Below are 21512 nucleotides of genomic sequence, written 5' to 3'. Positions count from 1 at the left end.
AGGGGCAGGGGGAGAGAGGTTTTAAAAGCTGCCCTCACCCGGCCTTCGGCCACCCTCTCCCCTAAAGGGGCGAGGGTATAATCACACAGCCTTCATGGAAAGGCGGGATGTGGATCGGGAGGGTCGGGGCTGGAATGAAAAAAGCCGGTGACCGGCCTCGGGGGGCGGTCACCGGCTCGGGATGAGTCGGGTAAGCGGGGGAAAGACGGCTCAGATGTCCATCTGCGGCAGCGCGGGATTGGCGGGAGTGGCGTCGCCGTTGTCCTGGATGAGGACTTTGCCGCCGTACTCGGCGTTCTTCTGCACGAGCATCTCGGCCAGGGTGGCGTCCCGTTTGCGGAAGGCCTCGATGATCTTCTCGTGCTCCTCCACGGAGATGAGCATCCTCCCCGGCTTGCTCAGCGAGGCGAGCCGCAGGCGCTGGAATTTCTTGAGGAGGGCGGCGATCATGTCGTGCAGCTTTTCATTGCCGGCGCCCCTGATGAAGAGGTCGTGGAAACTGTTGTGGACCTTGAAGAAGTGGCGGACGTCCCCTTCGCAGGCGATCTCGCGGAGCTTCTCGTTGATGGCTTCGAGCTTGTTGATCTCGCGGGTGGAGAGGAGCGAGCAGGCCTTGCGGGCGGCGTACCCTTCGAGGATGCTCTTGATGGCGTAGAACTCTTCCACGTCCTTGGCGGAGAAGGAGGCGACCAGCGCTCCCTTCCTGGGGACCACCGAGAGATACCCCTCTGACTCCAGCTGGCGGAAGGCTTCCCTGATCGGGGTGCGGCTGATGCCGAAACGAGCGGCCAGCTCCGGCTCGGCCACCTTCTCTCCCGGCTTGAGGGCGCCGGACATGATGGCGTCCCGGATGGTCTCCAGGATCCGTTCCCTCAGAGTCAGATGCTTCTCGACGTTTTTCTTCATAGAACGGCCCCCCAATAGCCGCAGTATTGTATACAGTATACAATGATTGTCAAGTTTCTTGTATACGGTATCCGAACAAAAAGGGCCCTCTCCCGGCGGTGGGCGCCCGCAGAGCGGCGAAATTGCTTGAAATCCGGGGGCGGTGACGGTATCTTTGGCGCCTGAAGGGGGAGGCATGGATCCGGTCCGACATCTCAAGATCTCCATCTGCGTGCTGGCCCTGCTGGTATCGTGCGGGACCTTCGGCTACGTCGCCATCGAGGGGTGGGACCTCCTCGACTCCCTCTACATGACCGTTCTCACCCTGAGTACGGTCGGCTTCCGCGAGGTCCACGAGCTCTCCGATGCGGGGAAGGTCTTCACCATGGTGCTGATCTTCTTCGGGGTCGGCGTGCTCGGTTACATCGTGGGCTCGCTGGCCCAGATCATGTTCGAGGGGCAGTTTCAACGGATCATCGGGAGGAAAAAGGTGGAAAAGGCCATCGCGGGGCTGGAGAACCATTACATCATCTGCGGTTTCGGCCGCATCGGTGCCCTGGTCTGTAAGGAGCTGGCCGCCAAGCCGCTCCCCTTCGTGGTGGTGGAGAAGGACGCCGCCACCGTCGACCGGATGGAGCAGGACGGCCACGGCTACCTCTTCCTGAGGGGGGACGCCACCCAGGACGACACCCTCTTGAAGGCCGGCATCAAAAGGGCCAAGGGGCTCATCTCGGTGGTCACCTCGGACACCGAGAACGTCTACATCACCCTGACCGCCCGGGGATTGAACCCCGACCTCTTCATCCTGGCCCGCTCGGGCGAGGAGGGGAGCGAGATCAAGTTGAAGCGCGCCGGGGCCAACAAGGTGGTCTCCCCGTACCTGATCGGGGGGAGCAGGATGGCCCAGGCGGTGCTCCGTCCCACCGTGGTCGATTTCATCGAGATCGCCACCGGCCACGAGCACATGGAACTGCAGATGGAGGAGATCCTGATCCCTGCCGACTCGGCCTTCATCGGCGAGACCCTGGCGAGCTCCGGCTTTCGGAAGGAGACCGGGGTGATGATCGTGGGGATAAAGAAGGTGAGCGGCAAGATGGGGTTCAACCCGGAGTCGCACACGAGGATCGAGGCCCACGACACCCTGATCGTCCTCGGGGAACCCAACGCCATCATGAAACTCGACCAGCTGGTGCGGTGCGACAACTGCGCCGAGGAGCTGATCAAGAAACACCGGAGGCCGCATGAGCACCAGCAGCACGAAAGTCACCCCTAAAAGGCTCTTCGTCCACGTACCCTTTCCGCAGCTGAAGGAGCGGCTCCCGCTGCTCGCCAGCCGTCGCCTCAACCCCGAACTCTTCCTCTCCGCCCCGGTCCTCGACGCCACCGGCCTCGCCGAGATCGCCGAGGGGGCCCGCATGCTCCGGGAGGAGGGGCTTTCCTGCACCATCCACTGTCCCTTCATGGACTTAAACCCCGGCTCCTTCGAGCCGCTTTTGAGGGAGGCGTCCCGCAAGCGCTTCCACCAGGTGCTGGACGCGGCGGAACACCTCAAGCCCGAGGTGATGGTCTTCCACCCCGGCTACGACCGCTGGCGCTACGGCGAGCAGAAGGAGCTCTGGCACAACCTGAGCCTGGAGATCTGGAAAGGGGTGCTGGAGAGGGGGCGGGAGATCGGGACCGTCATCGCGGTGGAGAACATCTTCGAGGAGGAGCCCTCGACTCTCAAGGCGCTCATGGAGGCGATCGACGACCGGCAGCACTTCGGCCACTGCTTCGATGTCGGTCATTGGAATCTCTTCCACAAGGTGGGGATGGTGGAGTGGTTCGAGGCGCTCGGGGAGAGGATCGCCGAGGTGCATATCCACGACAACCGCGGCACCCGCGACGATCACGCCCCTCCCGGAGAGGGGGGAATCGATTTCGAACTCTTCTTCTCGCTCATGGAGCGTTACGCCCCCAAGGCCGCCTACACGGTGGAGGCCCACAGCCTGGAAAACCTCGAGCGGTCGCTAAAGGCCCTGGCGCCCTACCTCGGCTGATATCCGCTCCCCCACCTCGGGGAGCGGAAGGGTCCCGTCCACCTCCAGGGCGGCCGCCACCGCCCTCGGCATGCCGTTGACCACCGTGGTCTCGGCCGCCTCCACGAAGACCTTCCCCCCCCGTCTCTTGATCTCCAGCGCTCCCCGGACCCCGTCCGATCCCATTCCCGTCAGCACGAAGGCCAGGCAGCCCTTCCCGAGGTGGGCGGCTGCCGAGTCGAACAGCACGTCGACCGAAGGGCGGTGCAGGGTCCCCTCCGGCTCCAGGTCGAGCCGGGTCACCAGCCGCTCCCCCCGCCACTTCAACTTCAGATGTTTTCCTCCCGGCGCGATGTAGACCCAGCCGGCCCTGAGCTCCTCGCCGTCCTGGGCCTCCTTGACGGTGACGGCGCAGCTGCGGTTGAGGCGCTCGGCGAGCGGGCCGGTGAAGCCGGGAGGCATGTGCTGAACCACCAGCACGGGGCAGGGGAGCTCGGCGGGAAGCTTGGCCAGTACGGTGGTGAGCGCCGCGGGGCCGCCGGTGGAGGTCCCCACCAGTACCAGCTTCGGGTGGATGCGGGGAGGTTCGCTCTCGGAAAGGGGGAGGGGGGCGGGCTGCTCCGGGGCAGGGGAAAGGGCGACGCGGATGCCGGCGGCCACCCGGATCTTCTGGGTCAGCTCCCGTTCCAGTCCCGAGATGTCCATGGCCCCCCCGACCGAGCACTTGTCGATGAAGTCGACGGCGCCGAGCTCGAGGGCCCGGATGGTCTTCTCGGCGCCCCGGCCGGTGCAGCTGCTCAGCATGATGACCGGGGTGGGGCGGCTCTCCATGATCCGGCAGAGGGTGGAGATCCCGTCCATGCCCGGCATCATCACGTCGAGGGTGACCACGTCGGGGGCCAGCTCCTCGATGAGCTCCAGGGCGCCGGCACCGTCGGGAGCCACGCCGACCACCTCGATCTCCGGGCTCTCCTCGAACATCCTGACCAGCGCCTTCCGGACGAAGGACGAGTCGTCCACCACGAGCACCCTGATCCTGGACCCCACCGGTTTCATGCGGTTTGCCTCCTGCACGTCGTCACCTGTCGATCGCACCTATCCACCTATCCCCAGGCTGACTGCCGCGGGACTGCCGCCATCTTTTCGAGGGCGGCGATCACCGGCGAGGCGAGCGAGGCCCGGCCGGGATCGGCACGGAGTGCGGCTTCCCTGAGCGCCGGGAGCGCAGCGGGGTCGCCGATCTTGCCCAGCGCCTGCATCACCGGGAGAAAGAGGAGCTCCTCGTCCAACAGTCCGATCAGGCGGGGTACCGCCTCCAGGCACCCGAGCTCGCCGAGGGCGGCTATGGCCGGAAACTGGAGCCAGAAACCCTGGTCGAGCAGGGTGAGCAGCGGACGGCAGGCCCGGCGGTCACCGATCCTCCCGAGCGATTCGGCCGCGCCGTGCCTGACGTTGAGATCGGGATCGTCGAGGGCGGCGATGAGCGGCATTACCGCGCAGGGGCTCCCGATATTGCCGAGCATGACGGTGGCGAAGTTCCTCACCTCGTGGTCGGGATCCTTCAAGATCCCCTCCAAAAGCGGAACCGCCTCCTCCCCGAAGGCGACCAGGGTTTCCATGGCGCCGTTTCTCAGGTCCGCCTCGTTGTTGTTGCGCACACCCTCCTCGAGGACGGGGGCCAGGCTGTCGAGGCCAATGGAGGCCAGGGCGGCCAGGGCCTCGTCACGCTTGCCGGGGAGCGCGCCGGCCACCTGGAGGAGCAGCTCGTCGACCGCCCAACGGGTGACCGGGGGAGGGACCTGCGGGGAGATCGACGGCTGCTGCGGGAGTACCTGCTGCTGGGAAAAGGCCTGGGACTCTTCCCGCTGCGGTGAGCTTACCTGCTGCTGACAGGCTGCCCGTTCCTGATAGGCCGGCTGCTGATAGCTTACCGGCTGCTGAGGGACTACCGGCTGTTGAAAAAGCGGCGGCGGGGTTAGGGCGGCGGGGAGCGCCACCGTCTCTTCCCGGGGCGGCTCCGGGGCAAGGCGCTTACGGTAGATGAGCGAGGTGGCGTTACTGACCGTCTCGAGCTCGTGGCGGTAGAGATGGAGCGGCTCCGCGTCCCCGGTGAGGAGGTAGCCACCCGGCACCAGTAGCCGCTGGAGCCCGTCGAGGAGGAGCTGCTGCCGCTCGAGCGGGAAGTATATCATGACGTTGCGGCAGAAAATGAGGTCGAAACCGGCGAAATCCTCCGGGGTCCCCGGGATGTTCCCGCCGGCCATCACGTGGGCGAGGTTCAACCGCGTGAAGCGGACCAGCCTTTTCACCTCGTCCTTCACCACCCAACCCTGGTGATCCTTTTTCAGGTACTTGTCCCGGTAGGCGGGGGGAATTCCCTTGATCCTCGCCTCCGGGTAGCGCCCCTCGCGGGCGGAGCGGAGGCACTCCTCGCTCAGGTCGCCCGCCACGATCTCCACATCCCAGGCCAGCGGGTAGCGGAGCGCTTCCAGGACGGTCATGGCCAGCGAGTACGGCTCCTCTCCGGTGGAGCAGGCGGCGCTCAGGAACCTAAGCTTGCGGAAACGGTCCCCCGCGCCGCAGGGAAGCGCCGGCCGCTGGTTCCTGAGTTCCTCCAGCCCGGGGATGATGGAGGTCTTCAGGTCCAGAAACTGCAGCTGGTTGCGGAAGAAGCTGGTCTCGTTGACGGTGACCAGGCTGTAGAGCTCCCAGCGCTCCTCGGCCGAGGAGGTGAGGATGTCGAGGTAGTCGAGGGCGTGGTCCACCCCCAGCCGTTCCATCCTACCCTCCAGGTGGCGGCGCAGGGCAGCCTCGCGCCTCCCCGCAAAGCAGAGGGCGCTCTCCTCCCGGAGAAACCCGGCTATTTTTTCCAGATCCATCTTCAGCATCGCGTTTCCCTGTCCGGTCACGCCACCCGGAACTGGCCGACCAGGATGGTGAGCTCTTCGGCGCGGGCGGAAAGCTCGCGGGCGGAGACGGCGAACTGCTCCACCGCCGCCAGGTTCTCGCGGGTAAGGCCGCTGATCTTCTCGGTGGCGATCACCACCATCTCTCCCCCCTTCTTCTGCTCGAAGGTCGCGTTGGCCACCTGCATGGTCATCGAGGTCATCCCGGTCACCGCCTCGACGATCTGCCCGGAGGAGAGCGCCTGCTCGCGGGTGGCGAGCGAGACCTGGCGGGTGGCGCTGTTCATGTTGTCGAGCGCGATGCGGATCTGCTGCCCCCCCTGGGCCTGCTCGCGGGTGGCGCCGGTGACCGCCACCGTGATGCCGTTCATCTTCTCCACCGCGATCCGGATCTGGCGCCCGCCGAAGGCCTGCTCCTTGGCGGCGTTGGCCACCTGGAGGGCGGACCTGCTCATCTTCTCGACCGACTCGTTGACCCTGAGCGAGGCGGCGGACTGCTGGTCGGTCATGCCGGCGATCTGGGCGATGAGCCCGGCCGAGGCCTCGATGTTGCGGACGATGTTGGAAAGCGCGTTACCGGCCACCCCGGAGAGCTCCATGGAAGCCTGGGCCTCCTTGGAGGCGAGCTCACCGTACTTGACCGAGTCGAGGGTGTCGGCCTGCACCTGCTTGATCACCTGGGCGATCTCCTTGGTAGCCACCACGCTCCGCTCGGCGAGCTTTCTCACCTCGTCGGCCACGACCGCGAAGCCCTTGCCGGCCTCCCCGGCGCGGGCCGCCTCGATGGCGGCGTTCAGGGCCAGCAGGTTGGTCTGGTCGGCGATCTGCCCGATCACCTGGACGATGTTGCCGATCTCCTCGGAGTGCTTGCCGAGGTTTAAGACCGAGTCGGCGGTCATGGTGATGACGCCGGAGAGACGCTGCATGGCGGCCAGGGCCTCCTGGACGGCCGACTGGCCGGCCATGGCCTCCTTGGTGGCGACGGAGGCCACCGAGTCCGCCTCGGCGGCGCTTAAGGCCACGCGGCGGATGGAGTCGGTCATCTCGGCGATCACCTCGCCGGTTTCGGTCACCACCTGCTGCAGGGCCTGGGAGTTCTGGGCCACCTCCCCGATGGAGACCGTCATCTGCTCGATGGTGGCCGAGGTCTCGGATACCGAGGCGGCGAGCTCCTCGGAATTCTTGGCCACCCGGTCGACCGAGGCGATCATCTGCTCGACGGTGGCGGAGGTCTCGGAGACCGCCGAGGCCATCACCTCCGAGCTCTTGGCCACCTGCTCGCTGGAGGCTCCCAGCTCCTGGATGGAGGAGGAGACCTCGGAGACCCGGCCGGAGAGGTTCTCGGCGTGCTGGGCAACGGTCTGGATGGAGGCGGCCATCTGCACCATGGTGCTCGAGGTCTCCTCGGTGGCGGAGGCCTGCGAGTTGGCGCTCTGGGCCAGCTGGTCGCTTCCGGAGATGATCTCTTCGGAGGCGGTGGCGAGCTGGGTGGAGGTGTCGAGGATCTTGCCGATCATGGCGCGGAGCTTGGCGGCCATGCCGTCCATGGCGTTCAAGAGCTGACCGATCTCATCCCTGGCCGAGGTCTGGCAGCTGGCGGTGAGGTCGCCGGAGGCGAGGGTTTCGGCGATCCGCACGGCGTTGGCCACCGGGGTGGTGATGGAGCGGGTGATGACGATGCTGATGCCGAGGCAGAGAAGGATGCCGACCGCGACGATCCCCACCACGATGAGGGTGATGTGCCGGGCCAGGGCGGCCATGACCTTCTCCTGGCTGTCCATGCGGGTGTTCCCCTCCACGGCGAGCTCGTGGGAGACGGTGTCGAGGGTATGGATCTTGTCCTTGTAGGGGATGATGGCGGCGTTCGCGCCTTGCGGGGTGGTTACCTTGCCGGCCACGATCTGGTCGTGGACCTTGGTGAAGCCGTCCTCGTACGCCTTCTTGAGGGCGTTCATGCTGGCCACGGTTTCCTTGTCCTTGGCGGTCGTTGCGTACTTGGCGAGTTGGGTGAGGTTGTCATCCAGCTTGGCCCGCTGCTCTTTCCAGCTGTCGAAGTACTCCTGGACCTTGCCGGCCTCGGCGATGTTCAGGAAGCAGTCCTTCTCAAAGCGCCTCATGTTGATAATGTCGACCTCGCACTTGAAGGCGTACTCGCTGACCGAGGCGTCGCCGTTGAGGAGGTTGATGGTGGCGCTGGTCGCCCTGTCCACGCCCCAGTAGGCGGTGATCCCGCTGATAACGATGAGGAGGAGCATCACGGTGAATCCCGCCCCCAGGCGGGTGCCAATCTTGTAGTTCTGCAGCATTCACATCTCCTTGTGCAATAAATGGCATGGGCTCACCGGTCCCCCCGGTCTCCCTCAGTCAGTCAATGGCTTAAACCTTCGATTGCCAACCCCATCCTCAACCTGTCCTTCCCCTTGAAGGGGAAGGGCCGCGTAGCGGGACATCAGTAATCAGGAAACCTCAAGCCTTCGATCCCTCTCATTCTGCGCCACTCCCTCGGCGCCTTACACCTGGAAGGCCTCCACCAGCGAGGAAAGCTCGCGGGAGTGGGAGTCGAGCTCCCCGGCCGATACGGCAAACTGTTCCACGGCGGTCAGGTTCTCGCGGGTCAGCCCGTCGATCCTCTCGGTGGCGATCACCACCATCTCGCCCCCCTTCTTCTGCTCGGCGGTGGCGTTGGCCACCAGCTGCGTCATGGCGGTCATCTCGGCCACCGCCTGGACCATCTGTCCGGAGGAGGAGGCCTGCTCCCGGGTGGCCAGGGTGACCCGCGAGGTCGCCTGGGTCATGCTCTCCAGGGCGACCCGGATCTGGGTACCCCCGAGCGCCTGCTCCCGGGTGGCCCCGGTCACCGCCTGGGTGATCCCGTTCATCTTCTCCACCGCGATCCTGATCTGGCGTCCGCCGTAGGCCTGCTCGCGGGCGGCGGTGGCCACCTGCTGGGCCGAGCCGCTCATCTTCTCCACCGCTTCGCTCACCCTGTGGGAGGCGGCCGTCTGCTCCTCGGTCATGGCGGCGATCTCACCCATGAGCGCCGCGGAGCGCTCGATGCTCCCGACGATGTTGGCCAGGGCGCCGCCGGCCATCGCCGAGAGCTCCATGGAGGAGCCTGCCTCCCGGCTGGCGAGCTCGCCGTAGCGGACCGAGTCGCGGGTGTCGGCCTGCACCTGCTTGATGACCTGGGCGATCTCCTTGGTGGCCGCCACGCTCCTCTCGGCGAGCTTTCTCACCTCGTCGGCCACCACCGCGAATCCTTTCCCCGCCTCCCCGGCGCGGGCCGCCTCGATGGCGGCGTTGAGCGCCAAAAGGTTGGTCTGGTCGGCGATCTGCCCGATCACCTGGACGATGTTGTCGATCTCCTCGGAATGTTTCCCCAGGTTCCCGATCGAGGCCGCGGTCCGGTCCATCACCTCGCCCACCCGCTGCATGGCGGCCAGCGCCTCCCGGACCGCCGACTGCCCGGCCAGTGCCTCGTGGGCGGCGCCCTTTACGACCTGGTCGGCCTCGGCGGCGCTGTCGGCCACCCGGCGGATGGAGCCGATCAGCTCGTCCACCACCTCGCCGGTCTCGGCCACCACCTGCTGCAGCGCCTGGGAGTTGCGGGCCACCTCGCCGATGGAGACCGTCATCTGCTCGATGGTGGCCGAGGTCTCCGACACCGAGGAGGCGAGCTCCTCGCCGCTTTGGGCCACCGACTCGATGGAGGCGATCATCCCCTCGACGGTGGCCGAGGTCTCGGCGACCGCGCCGGACATGAGCTCCGAGCTCTTGGCCACCTCGGCGCTGGAGGCCCCCAGCTCCTGGATGGAGGCCGAGATCTCGGAGACCCGCCAGGAGAGGGCATCGGCGTGCTCGGCGACGCTCTGGATGGAGGCGGCCATCTGCACCATGGTGCTCGAGGTCTCCTCGGTGGCGCCGGACTGGGTACGGGCCGCGCTGTCCAACTGGGCGGAACCCGAGGAGATCTGGCAGGCGGTCCCGGAGAGCTTGAGCGAGCTCTCCTTCACCTGGCCGACGATCCCCCGCAAGGACTCCCGCATCCCGTTCAGGGCCCGGGCCAGGTCCCCCACCTCGTCGCTGCGTTTAACCTCCAGGGTGCGGGTCAGGTCGCCGCCGGCGATCGCCCCGGCGAAGGAGGCGGCCTGCACGAGCGGGCGCGCGAGGTTCCCGGCCAGAAACACCGTGCAGGCGGCGATCACCAGGGCGGAGCCGGCGATCACCATGATCATCAGGTTCCTCAGGGCGTAGACCGGCGCGTGGACCTCCCGCTCGGACATCACCATCGCGCAGCTCCAGCCGAGCCCCCGGTAGTCGCCGTTTCCCTGGGAGGGGAGGAAGGAGACCAGCTTCTGGACCCCTTCGTAGCTGTAGCGCCCCTCCCCGCGCTCCCCCTTGGTCATGCGGGTGGCGATGGCGGCGAGGTCGGCATTCTCGTTGCGGGTCAGGTTCTCCTTGAGGACCTTCTCCTTTTTGGGATGGGAGATGAGGACCCCGTCGCGGTTGAGGAGGTAGCAGTAGCCGGTCTCCCCCTCTTTCCCCTCGGCGACCAGCTTCTCGACCTCGGCGAAGGGGAGCGTGCTCGCCACCGCGCCGATCACCTGGCCGGCGGCGTTTCTCACCGGGGCACCGATCCTCATGGCCACCGTCTTCAAGGTGGGGGAGAGGGCGGCGTCGCCGACGGCGATCTTCCCCTGTGCCACTTCCTTGAGCCAGGGCTCACCGGAGACCTTCCCCTTGAAGCCGGAAAGCGAGAGGAGCGAGCGGTCGGCCACCCCCCTGACCCGGCCGGCGAGGTCGACGACCATGGTTTCCCGCAGGACCCCGTACCCTTTCTCGAACCCCTCGAGAAGGCGCGCCCCCTCGTCGCTGCGGCCGCTTTCCAGGGCGGCGGCGACGCCGGGGGACTGGGCCAGCATGGCCACCTCCCGGACCCGGCTGGCGATCATGAGGTCCACCTTGCCGATCACCCCTTCGCTGGTGTTGTCCAGCATGGTCTCGGTGGTGGACTCCAGGCTCGCCTTGGCCCGGTAGTAGGAGGCGCCGGAGATGATCCCCAGCGGGATCAGCGCCATGAGGAGGAAGCTTGCCGTCAGTTTGCCACGCAGTGTGTTGAACATCGCCATGCCGCACCCCCCATCCCGACCGGAAGTAAGTGGTTTGTCAGCTGCCGAGCATCAGGGCGCGCTGGAGGTCCAGGATGAAGACCAGCGCGTCCTCGAGTTTTCCTACCCCCTGCAGGTACTTCTCTTCCACCGCCACCGCCTCTTCCGGGAGCTCCTCGACCAGGGCGGCCGGGACCCGGATCACCTGGGAGACCGAGTCGACCAGCATCCCGATCCTCTTGGGCCCGAGCTCCACCACCATGATCCTCTGGGCGTCGCTGGCCTCCCCCTCGGGGAGGAGGAAGCGCCTGCGGAGGTCTACCACCGGGATGATCCGCCCCCGGAGGTTGATGACCCCCTTCACGTGGGAGGGGGCTCCCGGGACATGGGTGATCCCCTCGGCCCTGATGATCTCCTGGACGCTCTCGATGGGAACCCCGTAGCACTCGTTGCCGAGCCCGAAGCTCACCAGGTGGAAGGTCTCCCGCCTCTCCGCCACCGCCTCGACCTCCCGGTCGGCCTCCTGCTGGGCCTTGGCTATGAAGCCCGCCAGTATCTCTTCAGCGAGTCCCGAGGCCGGGAGCTCGATCTTCGTCGTGCCGTTCACGCTGCTCCTCCCTTCCCCTTCGCCAAAAGCGAGGGGAGATCCAAGATGAGTGCCACGGTGCCGTCTCCCAGCACGGTGGCGCCGGAGATGCCCGGGGGCTCCTCCAGGTAGTCGTCCAGCCCCTTGACCACGATCTCCTGCTGTCCCAAGAGCCGGTCCACGAGGAGCCCCCCGCGCTTCTCGGCGCTCTCCACCACCACCAGGTAGCCCCCCTCCTCCACCCGCGGCGGGAGCGAGAAGAAGCGGTCGAGCCGTTTGACCGGGAGGAGGCGGTCCCTGAGCCTGAAGATCTCCCCTCCCGACGCCTCGTGGAGCTGGGAATCGGTGATGGTGAGGCTCTCCAGGACGCCGGAGAGCGGCAGGGCGAAGATCTCTCCGGAGACCTCCACCAGGAGCGCCTGGATGATGGCCAGGGTGAGCGGGAGCTTCATGGAGAAGGTGGTCCCTTTACCGGGGACGCTCTCCAGCTCGATGACGCCGCCGAAGCTCTCGGCCCCCTTCTTGACCACGTCGAGGCCGATCCCCCGCCCGGAGGTCTCGGTGAGGCGGCCGGAGGTGGAGAAGCCGGGGAGAAAGACCAGCTGGAGCGCCTCCTGGTCGGAGAGCTGGCCGGCCTGCTGCGGGTCGATGAGCCCCTTGTCGAGGGCGCTCTTCTTGAGGCTGGCGGGGGAAAGGCCGCGGCCGTCGTCGGAGAGGTAGACGATGATGTGGCTCTTGTCGTGGCGGGCGCCCAGGGTGAGGGTGCCGACCGGGGGCTTGCCGGCCGCGACCCTTTCGGGCCGGGATTCGATGCCGTGGTCCACGGCGTTTCTGATCAGGTGCAAAAGGGGCTCGCCGATCTCGTCAATCACCGTCTTGTCGAGCTCGGTCTCCTCCCCCTCGAAGACGAGGGAGACCTCTTTGCCGCTTTTAAGCGCCAGGTCGCGCACCAGCCGGTTGAACCGCCTAAAGACGGTGGCGGCGGGAAGCATGCGGACCTTCATGATCGACTCGCGCAGGTCGGCGGCGCTCTTGCCGATCAGCTCGCTCGTCTCGGAGAGGAGGGCCAAAAGCTCGCGGTCCTTCACCTCGTGCTTCAGGCGCCCCTCCAGCGAGGAGAGCGTGGTCCGCTGGATCACCAGCTCCCCCACCAGGTTCAAGAGCTGGTCGAGCTTGGCGAAGTTCACCTTGACGGTGTCCGACTTCTGGTTGAGGTACTCGTACCCCTCACCCCGCTCGGGGAGGGCGGGGAGCGGCGCGGCCTGGGTCTCCTCGGGGGAGGCCACCAGGAAGCCCAGCAGCATCTGTTCGGCGCTCAGGTCCACCGGGGCGGCGGGGTCGGAGGCGAGCTGGTCCAGGGCGCCCCGCAGGGCGTTCAGGGACGAGAAGAGGGCGGAGAAGAGGCGCTCGTTGAGCGGGATCTTCCCGGCGCTACCCAGCTTTAAGACCTCCTCCAGCTCGTGGAGAAACCCCTGCAGGTGGGTGAATCCCATCATGCCGGCGTTCCCCTTGAAGGTGTGGAGGCTTCCCAGCATGCTGGTCACCAGGGAGAGGTCCGCCTCCCCCTCGCGCACCCCGCGCTCGAAGAGCAAAAGCGCCTGCTCGGCCTGCTCCAGGTGTCCTTGGGCGTCCTCCACGAAATCCGCGCAGAGGATGGAGAGATCGACATCCTGCATCTAGCAGGCCTCGGCTGCGGCCAGCGATGCGGAGGAGGGACGGCTCCCCTGGACCTGGGCGGGGAGGATCTTTTCAACGAGGTTGTAGAGATCGGTGGAGTTGAAGGGCTTCTTGAGGTAGCCGCGGGCCCCGAGTCTCAGCGCCAGCACGGTGTCCTCCTCTTTTCCCTCGGTGCTGATGACCACGATGGGGATCCGGCGGCTGATGCCGAGCTGGCCGGCCTTCTCCATGAACTGGACGCCGTTCATGACCGGCATGTTGATGTCCAAGAGGATCAGCTCCACGTCGTCTTCGCGTTCCAGGATCTCCAGCGCCTCCTGTCCGTTCAAAGCGTCGAGGAACTGGCAGCCGTAGCGCTGCATCACCAGGCGGTACATGTGGTGGATCAATTCGGAATCGTCGACGATAAGAACCTTTTGCAGCATAACTTCCTCCATTAGTAGGTGCGGACCATAGCATTGTAACCCGCGGCGGGCGCGGGAAAGAGTTCGGTGACCTTGGTGCCTTCCGCCCGGCGCGAGCGGGGGGGCGGGGCGTTGTCGAAGGCGTCCCGCAAGAGGGGGGCGCACTCCCTGAAGGCCTTCATGATACAGGGATCGAAATGCTCGGGGCGGGTGGAGCTGTCCCCTTCGGTGATCACCCGGCAGGCGGCCTCGTGGTCCATGGCCGGCTTGTAGGAGCGCCGGCTCCGCAGGGCGTCGTACTGGTCGGCGATCATCACGATGCGGCCCGCCAGCGGGATGGCCTCCCCGGCGACGCCGAAGGGGTAGCCGGAGCCGTCCCAGCGCTCGTGGTGGGTGAGGGCGATGGAGGCCGCCATCTGCAGCATGGGATGCGTGGAGCCGGCCAGGATCTGCTCGCCGACCACCGTGTGGGTCTTGATGACCTCGAACTCCCGCGGGGTGAGGTGGCTGGGCTTGAAGAGGATCGAGTCGGGGATCCCGATCTTCCCGATGTCGTGCAGGGCGGCGGCCACCGTGATGTTCCTCACGAACTGCTCGGGCATGCCGAGGGAGCGGGCGATGATGGCGGCGTAGCTCCCGATCCTGGTGATGTGCTCGCCGGTCTCCTTGTCGCGGAGCTCGGCCGCCACCGAGAGCCTTTCGATGATCTCGACGCTCATGGAGTTGTGCTGCCGGATGGCCTCCACCGGCTCGCAGCCGCTCTCGACCACCAGCCGCTCGAGCTCGTCGCGGAACTGCCGCTCCCGGACCAGCTCGCTCTTGGCCCTCACCCCGTTTTGCACGGTCAGCACGAGCTGCATCGGCTGGAACGGCTTGAGGATCATGTCGTAGGCCTTGAGCTTGACGGCGGACACCGCCACCTCGACGTCGGCCGCGGCGGTCATGAAGATGACCGGGGTGTCCTGGTCGAAGGCGCGCAGGCGGGCCATGAGGGTGGTGCCGCTCATGCGCGGCATGTAGATGTCGGTCAGCACCAGGTCGGCAGGCTCGGCAAGGAGGCCGTCGAGGGCGGCGGCCCCGTCGCTGTAGGGGCGGACGGTGAAGCCGCGGCTGCGCAGGAGGACGGTCAGCATGTCCAGAGCCAACAGGTCGTCTTCGACTACCACCACGGTCCCTTGGGCAGGTTGCATAGCGCGGCTCCCTTCCGATAGGTGATTGTTCATGAACATCTGCACTAGCAGGATGCGTGCCCGAGGCGGGGATGAGGAAAAATGCCGTGAGATCGGTGGGTTAGTCGGCGGGTGGCGGAACGGAAGGGGTGCGACATAAGTTGCCGGGTACCGGGGTGGTCCTGAAAATCCCTAAGGGATTCCCCTACTTCTGCCTCGGCGCAACCTTGGTTGCGCTCGGCAACTTTTGTCGCATCCCTTGTGCGGGAATTATTGACGAGCTTTCCGGGGGAGAATGTGCGGGAGGGGCTAGCGCCGGTTGAGCCTTTTGTTGAGCGCCTGGCGGCTGATGCCGAGGAGGGCGGCCGCCGCCCCCTGGTTGCCGCCGGTCCGCTGCAGCGCCTGTTCCACCAGCCGCTCCTCCATCTCCTTGAGGGTGGCGAACCCCGCGGCCGGCGGACAGTCGCGGTTGAGGGAGGTGAGGCCGTGGCCGATGGCGTCGCGGAAGGTGGCCATGGAGAGCACCCCGCCCCGGTGGCGGGCCACCGCGTCGTAGACCATGGCGCGCAGTTCGCGGATGTTGCCGGGAAAGGTGTAGCCGGAGAGGTAGCCGATCAGTTCGGGGGGGAAGGAGGGCCTCCGCTTCCCCATCGAGTGGGCGGCCTCGGTGAGGAAGACCTCGATAAGGGGGGCGATGTCCTCGCTGCGCTCCCTGAGGGGGGGGATGCGGACCTGGTGCGAGCAGAGGCGGAAGAAGAGGTCCTTCCTGAAGCTCCCGCTGGCCACCAGCGAGGTGAGGTCGCAGTTGGTGGCCGCCACGACGCGGGCGGTGGAGAAGCGGGGGCGGTCGGAGCCGATCGGGTAGTACTCACCCTCCTGGAGAAGCCTGAGGAGCTTGACCTGGGAGGCGGGGGCGAGGTCGCCGATCTCGTCGAGGAAGAGGGTGCCGCCGGCCGCCCGGGCCACCATGCCGTCCCGGTTGCTGTCGGCCCCGGTGAAGGAGCCCTTGCCGTGGCCGAAGAGGGTGTCGGCGAAGACCTGGTCGTCGAGCCCGGCGCTGTTCAGGGCGACGAACTCCCCCGCCCGGCCGGAAAGCCCGTGCAGCGCCCTGGCCACCAGCTCCTTGCCGACCCCGGTCTCCCCCAGCACGAGGACCGGCTGGTCGGAGGGGGCGACCCCCTGCAGGTAGGCGAAGACGAACTGCATCTTGTCGCTTCTCGTGTGGAACTGGGAGAGCGCGCCGGCCCGGTGCGGCTCCCCCGGGGCGAGGCTCTCCCTGAGCGAGGCGATCTCGCAGCGCAGGGAGTTGATCTCGAGGGCCTTGCGGATGGCGGAGACGAAGCGGTCGGGGGTGACCGGCTTCACCAGGTAGTCGAAGGCCCCCTCCTTCATGCAGTCCACCGCGGTGTCCAGCTGGTTGGCCGCCGTCATGATGATGACCGGGACCTCGGGATAGCTCGAGGTGATCTCGCCCAAAAGCTCCTTCCCCGAGAGGTACGGCATCTGCAGGTCGAGCACCACCGCCCCCACCTCGTGACGGGCCAAGAGGGGGAGGAGCTCCCGGCTGTCCTGGAGGTCCTTGACGTCGGAAAAACCGGCCCGCCGCAGCATGACCCCGAAGCTGAAAAGGATCTCCGGCTCGTCGTCGACCAGCACGACGGTGGAATGCGAAACGCCGGTTTGCTCTTCCATGAGACCTCCTCCCCGGCGGATTTATAGCAGAATCGGGTGGTCCAGGCAAGAGTGCCGCCTCCCCCCCCTTTCATTTTTCTTTCGCAGTAACGACGGTTTATTTTGATTGAAAGGTGCTAAGGTGCTATAAAGGCTGGCGCAATCGCTATTTCCGATATCACCCAGAGGGGTTCCGTTATCTTCATGCGTTTCGTCCTGCTCTTCATCGTCGCGCTCCTGATCATCCACCCCGCACCGGCCAGGGGGGAGGGGAACCCGCCGGGGCTGTCGGATGAGCTCGTCCTCTCGCCCGAGGAGGGCCAGTGGCTCCGGGAGCATCCGGTGATCCGGGTCAGCACCGGCAACGTCTACGAGGACTACTTCGCCGCCGAGCTGCGGCAGGGGATGGCGAGCGACTATCTCAAGGCCGCCTTCCGCCGGCTGGGGCTCAAGTTCGAGGCGGTGCCGGGGCTGAACGTGCAGCGCTCCGTGGAGCTTTTGGGCAAAAGCGGCGGGGTGGACGTCGCCCTCAACATCCCGCTCGAGCTTGAGCGGGTGGGGCAGGTCGAGTTCACCATGCCCTTTCTGCGGTCGCCCCAGGTGATCTTCACCAGGAAGGACGGCCACTTCGTCGCCGGGATCGCCGACCTGGCCGGGCGCACCGTGGCGGTCACCCGCCGCCAGGAGCTGACCAGGCTCCTCGTGAGGGACATCCCGAGGGTGCGCATCCTGGTGCGGGCCAACTCGGCGGAGGCGCTGCAGTCGGTCTCCTCGGGACGGGCCGACGCCTACGTCGGGAGCCTCGCCCCCGGCACCTTCGGGATCGAGCGGATCGGCGCCCTCAACCTCAAGGTGGCAGCCCCAGCCCCCTATCCGGACGACCAGCTGGCCATCGGGGTCCGGAAGGACTGGCCCGAGCTGGCCCGCCTGATCAACAAGGCGCTCGCCTCGCTCCCCCCCGAGGAACACGACGCCATCCGGCACCGCTGGCTCACCCTCCGCTACGAGCACGGCATCCGGTCGAGCGACGTGGCCAAGTGGATCTCCTTCCTGGTCATCCTGGCGCTGGTGGCGATCCTGGGGATGCGCCAGGTGATCAGGATGCGGACGGCCGACCTTTTGAGGGAGGTGGAGCTCAGGGCGCAGCGCGAGCGCGAGCTCGAGCGGGAGAAGGGGTTCGTGGAGCAGGTGATCGAGTCGTTGCCGGTCATCTTCTACCTGCACAAGGGGGGGAAGTTCGTGCGCTGGAATTCCGCCCTCGAGCGCGCGAGCGGTTTCACTCCCGCAGAGCTCTCCTCCCCCGCCGTCCCGCTCCCCTTCCACGAAGACGACCGCGCCCTCTCCCGGGAGAAGATGGCCGAGGTGATGGAGCGGGGAGAGGCCCAGTGGGAGGCGAGGTTCACCACCCGCGAGGGGGTGCGCCACTTCCTGGTGACCGGGAAAAAGGTGGAGCTCGACGGCGCCACCTACGTGATCGGGACCGCGGGCGACATCTCCGAGAAGAAGCTCGGGGAGCTGGCGCTCAAGGAGTCGGAGCGGCGTTTCACCGAGATGCTCGAGAACCTCAGGCTGATCGCCATCATGTTCGACAGAAACGAGCGGGTCACCTTCTGCAACGACTACCTCCTCGAGCTGACCGGCTGGGAGCGCTCCGAGGTCCTCGGCAAGAACTGGTTCGACATGTTCTACCCGGACGCCGAGGAGTCGCGGCGAAGCTTCCACCAGGCGATCGGCAACGGGATCTACTTCCTGCACCGCGAGCGGACCATCCTCACCCACCAGGGGGGGCGCCGCATCATCTCCTGGAACTCCACGGTGCTGCGGACCCCGGAGGGGGAGGAGATCGGGGTGGCCTGCATCGGCGAGGACGTGACCGACCGCCGGCAGTACGAGATCGCCCTGCAGATCATCAACGCCGGGGTGTCGTCCACCACCGGGACCCAGTTCTTCCAGGCCCTGGTGAGTCACCTGGCCCGGGCCCTCGAGGTGCAGTACGCCATCGTGGCGGAGCTGGGGGACGAGGCGCGCTGGGTCTCCACGGTGGCGGTCTGCGCCCACGGCGAGCTCCTTCCCAACTTCAGCTACACCCTCGACGGCACCCCCTGCGAGCAGGTGGAGAGAAACGGGATGGTGCTTCTGGACGGAGGGGTGCAGGAACTCTACCCGGGGGTCTGCTTCCTCTCCGAAAACGGCATCGAGAGCTTCGCGGGGGTGAACCTCACCAGCGCCTCGGGGGAGTTCCTCGGTACCCTGACCGTGCTGGCGACCGGGCACTTCTCCAATCCCGAGCTGGTGGAGGCCATGCTGGGGGTCTTCGCCGGGCGGGCGGCGGCCGAGATGGAGCGGACCCGGGCCGAGCAGGCCCTCAAGCAGAGCGAGGAGAAATACCGCCTCCTCTTCGACCGGATGCTGAACGGTTACGCGGTGGCCGAGGTGATGGCCGGCGAGGACGGCTCCCCGTTCGATTTCCGGCTTTTGGAGGCCAACGAGTCGTTCGCCACCCTGATGGGATTCCCCCGCGAGGAGATGATCGGGCGGACGCTCACCGAGCTCATCCCAAACGCCGAGCAGAGCTGGATCACCCGGTTGGGCGAGGTGGCGCTCACCGAGAAGGCCGACCAGTTCGAGGCCTACTCGCGCTTTTTGAGGAAGTGGCTCAAGGTCGCCGTCTACTCCCCCTGCAAGGGGCAGTTCGCCGCCACCTTCTCCGACATCAGCAAGCGCAAGGTGGCGGAACAGGCGGTCTTGCAGAGCGAGGAGCACGTGCGCCAGATCTTCGCCCAAAGCGACGACGGCCTCATCCTCTTCGAGATGGACACCTTCCGGATCGTGGAGGCCAACCCGGCGGCGCTCAAGCTGTACGGCGCCACCATGGAGCAGTTCAAGCAGGCCAAGCCGTGGGAGTTCATCAGCCCGTCCGATTTCCGGCGGGTGATCAGGGGGCTCGCGCGGGAGGAGCAATCGAGCGGGTTCCAGCTCGACCGCGCGACCTGCTACCGCTCGGGAGGGGGGAGTTTCACGGTCGCCATCCGCGGGAAGATCCTCGTCCTGAGAAACGAGTACGTGATCCTCTGCAGCATCCGCGACATCACCGCCAAGGCCCGGCTGGAGGACGAGATGAAGGCCACCCAGGCCCGGCTGATCCAGGCCAACAAGATGACCTCGCTGGGGATGCTGGTCTCGGGGATCGCCCACGAGATCAACAACCCCAACAACTTCATCTCGGTCAACTCGCTCATGCTGACCGACGTCTGGCAGGAGACCGCTCCCATACTGGCCGAGCACCGGGAGCGCAGCGGAGAGTTCTTCCTGGGAGGGCTTCCCTACTCGGAGATGGAGAAGGTGGTGCCGCGGCTTTTGTCGGGGATCACCGAGGGATCGAACCGCATCGCCACCATCGTGGGCAACATGCGGAACTTCGTGAAGAAGGAGGATGGGGGGACCGAGGGGGTCATCGACATCAACCGGACCATCGACGGGGCCGCCTCGCTCTTGTGGCATCACATCCACCGGTACACCGACGACTTCTCGATGTCCCTTTCCGAGGGGCTTCCCGTGGGGAGGGGAAGCTCCCAGCAGATCGAGCAGGTGATCATCAACCTGATCATGAACGCCCTGCAGGCGCTGCCGGGGAAGGAGTGCGCGGTGCGGGTGGAGAGCGGGTTCGACGAGGGGCGCGCCATGGTCACCATCGCGGTGATCGACGAGGGGTACGGGATGAACAAGAAGGTGCAGAAGCGTCTGACCGAGCCGTTTTTCTCGACCAAGATCGACAAGGGGGGGACCGGGCTCGGGCTCTACATCTCCTCCTCCATCATCCAGGAGCATCGGGGGACCCTCTCCTTCCAGTCGGCGCCCGGCAAGGGGACCACCGCCGTGATCAGGCTCCCGGTGGCCTCCCTCCCTGTCTCCGAATCCTAGGTGACCGCCGCCGGCTAGCCGCCGTTTTCTCCCTTCTTCCTCCCCCTCACCAGCACATCCCCCAGGTACCCGACCACGCAGAGGTTGATCACCAGCACGGTGATCCGCGGCCAGGTGAGCTCGCGGGAGACCTCGAAGATCTCCATCGGGATGTAGACCGCCCCCGAAAGAAGCCCGAACCACTCCGCCCACGACTGCTGCTTCCAGAGCCCGTAGGCCTCCACGAAGCGGACGATGGAGTAGATGAGCGCCGAGAGCGCGAGCATCCAGAGCTGCAGGTCGGTGACCCGGTTGGCGGCGTCGATGAAGATGCTCGGGTAGTGCTTGGCGGGGTTCAAGTGCAGGGCCATGACGAGCTTCATGGCCGCCTCGTGCAGGTCCTTGTGGATGAAGGCCAAAAGCCCGCAGCCGGCCAAAAGGACCGTGGCCCCCTTGGCGGCTTCGAAGACGGCGACGATGTGAAGACCGGTCTTTTCTCTGGATCCTGGTTGATGTTTGGCCACGGAGGTTCTCCCTGGAGTTTGGGATGAGGGCGAGCCCTAGCTGCGGAAGATGAAGAAGACCGCCCCGGCCAGGCAGCAGCCGGCCCAGAGGTAGTCGAGCTTCAGCGGCTGTCCCATGTAGAAGACGGCGAAGGGGACGAAGACCGAGAGGGTGATGACCTCCTGGACGATCTTGAGCTGTCCCAGCGAGAAGGTCCCGTAGCCGGCCCGGTTGGCCGGGACCTGCAGCACGTACTCGAAGAAGGCGAGTCCCCAGCTGGCCAGGATGGCGATGTAGAGCGGTGCGCTGCGCAGGTTGCGCAGGTGCGCGTACCACGCGAAGGTCATGAAGACGTTGGACATGACGAGGAGTACGACTGTTCTCATGAGCTACTACCCTGTGCATGGAAGTGGAATCCCGGCAAGCATAACACGTGGTTGCGCCCGGGCGCAAAACCTTTGCTAGCAAGGCCGCCGGAGGGAGCCGTAATGTTACAGCCGGCATATTAGCCGACTTAAATAGTTGAGTGCTATGAGGTTTTTCTTTGTTTACAGCGCCGGTATGAAGTAAGATACGCGGATCTGTCTTATAAGCGGGAGCGCTCTGTCACAACCTAGCCTGCTTTGCCAGTACGGGAAAGCACCGTCGCATCGAGCCTCTGCGAGCCCAGATTCAATGCGCTCC

General features: G+C 66.2%; 15 protein-coding genes. 3 read left to right on the top strand and 12 right to left on the bottom strand.

The genetic code is table 11. From position 1 onward, the window contains the following. Positions 1-210: 210 nt before the first annotated feature. The gene (locus ACYVL5_RS01585; RefSeq protein ID WP_460593792.1) at positions 211-906 is read right to left on the bottom strand and encodes a GntR family transcriptional regulator; all 696 of its coding nucleotides are present in this window, start codon (positions 904-906) and stop codon (positions 211-213) included. 175 nt (positions 907-1081) lie between these two features. On the opposite strand from ACYVL5_RS01585, the gene ACYVL5_RS01580 reads away from it, so the two are divergent. Together ACYVL5_RS01580 and ACYVL5_RS01575 are read left to right on the top strand one after the other, a co-directional pair. After that, positions 1082-2158, top strand: coding sequence for a potassium channel family protein (locus ACYVL5_RS01580; RefSeq protein WP_460593791.1), 1077 nt, complete (start codon positions 1082-1084; stop codon positions 2156-2158). Next, positions 2127-2924, top strand: a complete 798-nt coding sequence (locus ACYVL5_RS01575) for a sugar phosphate isomerase/epimerase family protein (RefSeq protein WP_460593790.1) — start codon at positions 2127-2129, stop codon at positions 2922-2924. The genes ACYVL5_RS01580 and ACYVL5_RS01575 overlap by 32 nt, the downstream gene beginning before the upstream one ends. Here ACYVL5_RS01575 and ACYVL5_RS01570 read toward each other — a convergent pair. The 9 genes from ACYVL5_RS01570 to ACYVL5_RS01530 all read right to left on the bottom strand — a co-directional run bounded on the left by ACYVL5_RS01570 (position 2895) and on the right by ACYVL5_RS01530 (position 16445). Continuing rightward, a complete protein-coding gene (locus ACYVL5_RS01570; RefSeq protein WP_460593789.1) occupies positions 2895-3959 on the bottom strand; it encodes a protein-glutamate methylesterase/protein-glutamine glutaminase in 1065 nt (354 codons plus the stop codon). The two genes, ACYVL5_RS01575 and ACYVL5_RS01570, sit on opposite strands and share 30 nt — an antisense overlap. Before the next feature lie 47 nt (positions 3960-4006). Beyond that, on the bottom strand, positions 4007-5791 hold the full coding sequence (locus ACYVL5_RS01565) for a CheR family methyltransferase (RefSeq protein WP_460593788.1): 1785 nt from the start codon (positions 5789-5791) through the stop codon (positions 4007-4009). Between the two features lie 17 nt (positions 5792-5808). After that, the gene (locus tag ACYVL5_RS01560) at positions 5809-8115 is read right to left on the bottom strand and encodes a methyl-accepting chemotaxis protein (RefSeq protein ID WP_460593787.1); all 2307 of its coding nucleotides are present in this window, start codon (positions 8113-8115) and stop codon (positions 5809-5811) included. A 204-nt stretch (positions 8116-8319) separates the two neighbouring features. Continuing rightward, positions 8320-10938, bottom strand: a complete 2619-nt coding sequence (locus tag ACYVL5_RS01555; RefSeq protein WP_460593786.1) for a methyl-accepting chemotaxis protein — start codon at positions 10936-10938, stop codon at positions 8320-8322. Positions 10939-10975: 37 nt separating this feature from the next. Further along, entirely contained in the window at positions 10976-11524 is a 549-nt protein-coding gene (locus ACYVL5_RS01550; RefSeq protein ID WP_460593785.1) for a chemotaxis protein CheW, read from the bottom strand. After that, a complete protein-coding gene (locus ACYVL5_RS01545) occupies positions 11521-13179 on the bottom strand; it encodes a chemotaxis protein CheA (protein ID WP_460593784.1) in 1659 nt (552 codons plus the stop codon). Before ACYVL5_RS01545 ends, ACYVL5_RS01550 begins: the two co-directional genes overlap by 4 nt. Continuing rightward, complete coding sequence (locus ACYVL5_RS01540; RefSeq protein ID WP_460593783.1) at positions 13180-13605, bottom strand: response regulator; 426 nt, start codon at positions 13603-13605, stop codon at positions 13180-13182. Positions 13606-13616: 11 nt separating this feature from the next. Next, positions 13617-14774 carry an HD domain-containing phosphohydrolase gene (locus ACYVL5_RS01535; protein ID WP_460593782.1) on the bottom strand — a complete coding sequence of 386 codons (1158 nt, stop codon included), beginning with the start codon at positions 14772-14774 and terminating at the stop codon, positions 13617-13619. A 288-nt stretch (positions 14775-15062) separates the two neighbouring features. Continuing rightward, positions 15063-16445 (bottom strand): sigma-54-dependent transcriptional regulator, encoded by a 1383-nt coding sequence (locus tag ACYVL5_RS01530; RefSeq protein WP_460593781.1) that lies wholly within the window; start codon positions 16443-16445, stop codon positions 15063-15065. A 183-nt stretch (positions 16446-16628) separates the two neighbouring features. On the opposite strand from ACYVL5_RS01530, the gene ACYVL5_RS01525 reads away from it, so the two are divergent. Further along, entirely contained in the window at positions 16629-20345 is a 3717-nt protein-coding gene (locus ACYVL5_RS01525) for a PAS domain S-box protein (RefSeq protein ID WP_460593780.1), read from the top strand. 14 nt (positions 20346-20359) lie between these two features. Here ACYVL5_RS01525 and ACYVL5_RS01520 read toward each other — a convergent pair whose 3' ends face one another. Then, the gene (locus ACYVL5_RS01520; protein WP_460593779.1) at positions 20360-20848 is read right to left on the bottom strand and encodes a DUF2127 domain-containing protein; all 489 of its coding nucleotides are present in this window, start codon (positions 20846-20848) and stop codon (positions 20360-20362) included. Positions 20849-20884: 36 nt separating this feature from the next. Further along, positions 20885-21214, bottom strand: coding sequence for a DMT family protein (locus ACYVL5_RS01515; RefSeq protein WP_460593778.1), 330 nt, complete (start codon positions 21212-21214; stop codon positions 20885-20887). Between the last annotated feature and the right edge of the window lie 298 nt (positions 21215-21512).

Source organism: Geomonas sp. Red276, assembly GCF_054784495.1.
Note: the sequence above shows the minus strand (reverse complement) of the source record. Positions and strands in the feature narration are given on the sequence as shown.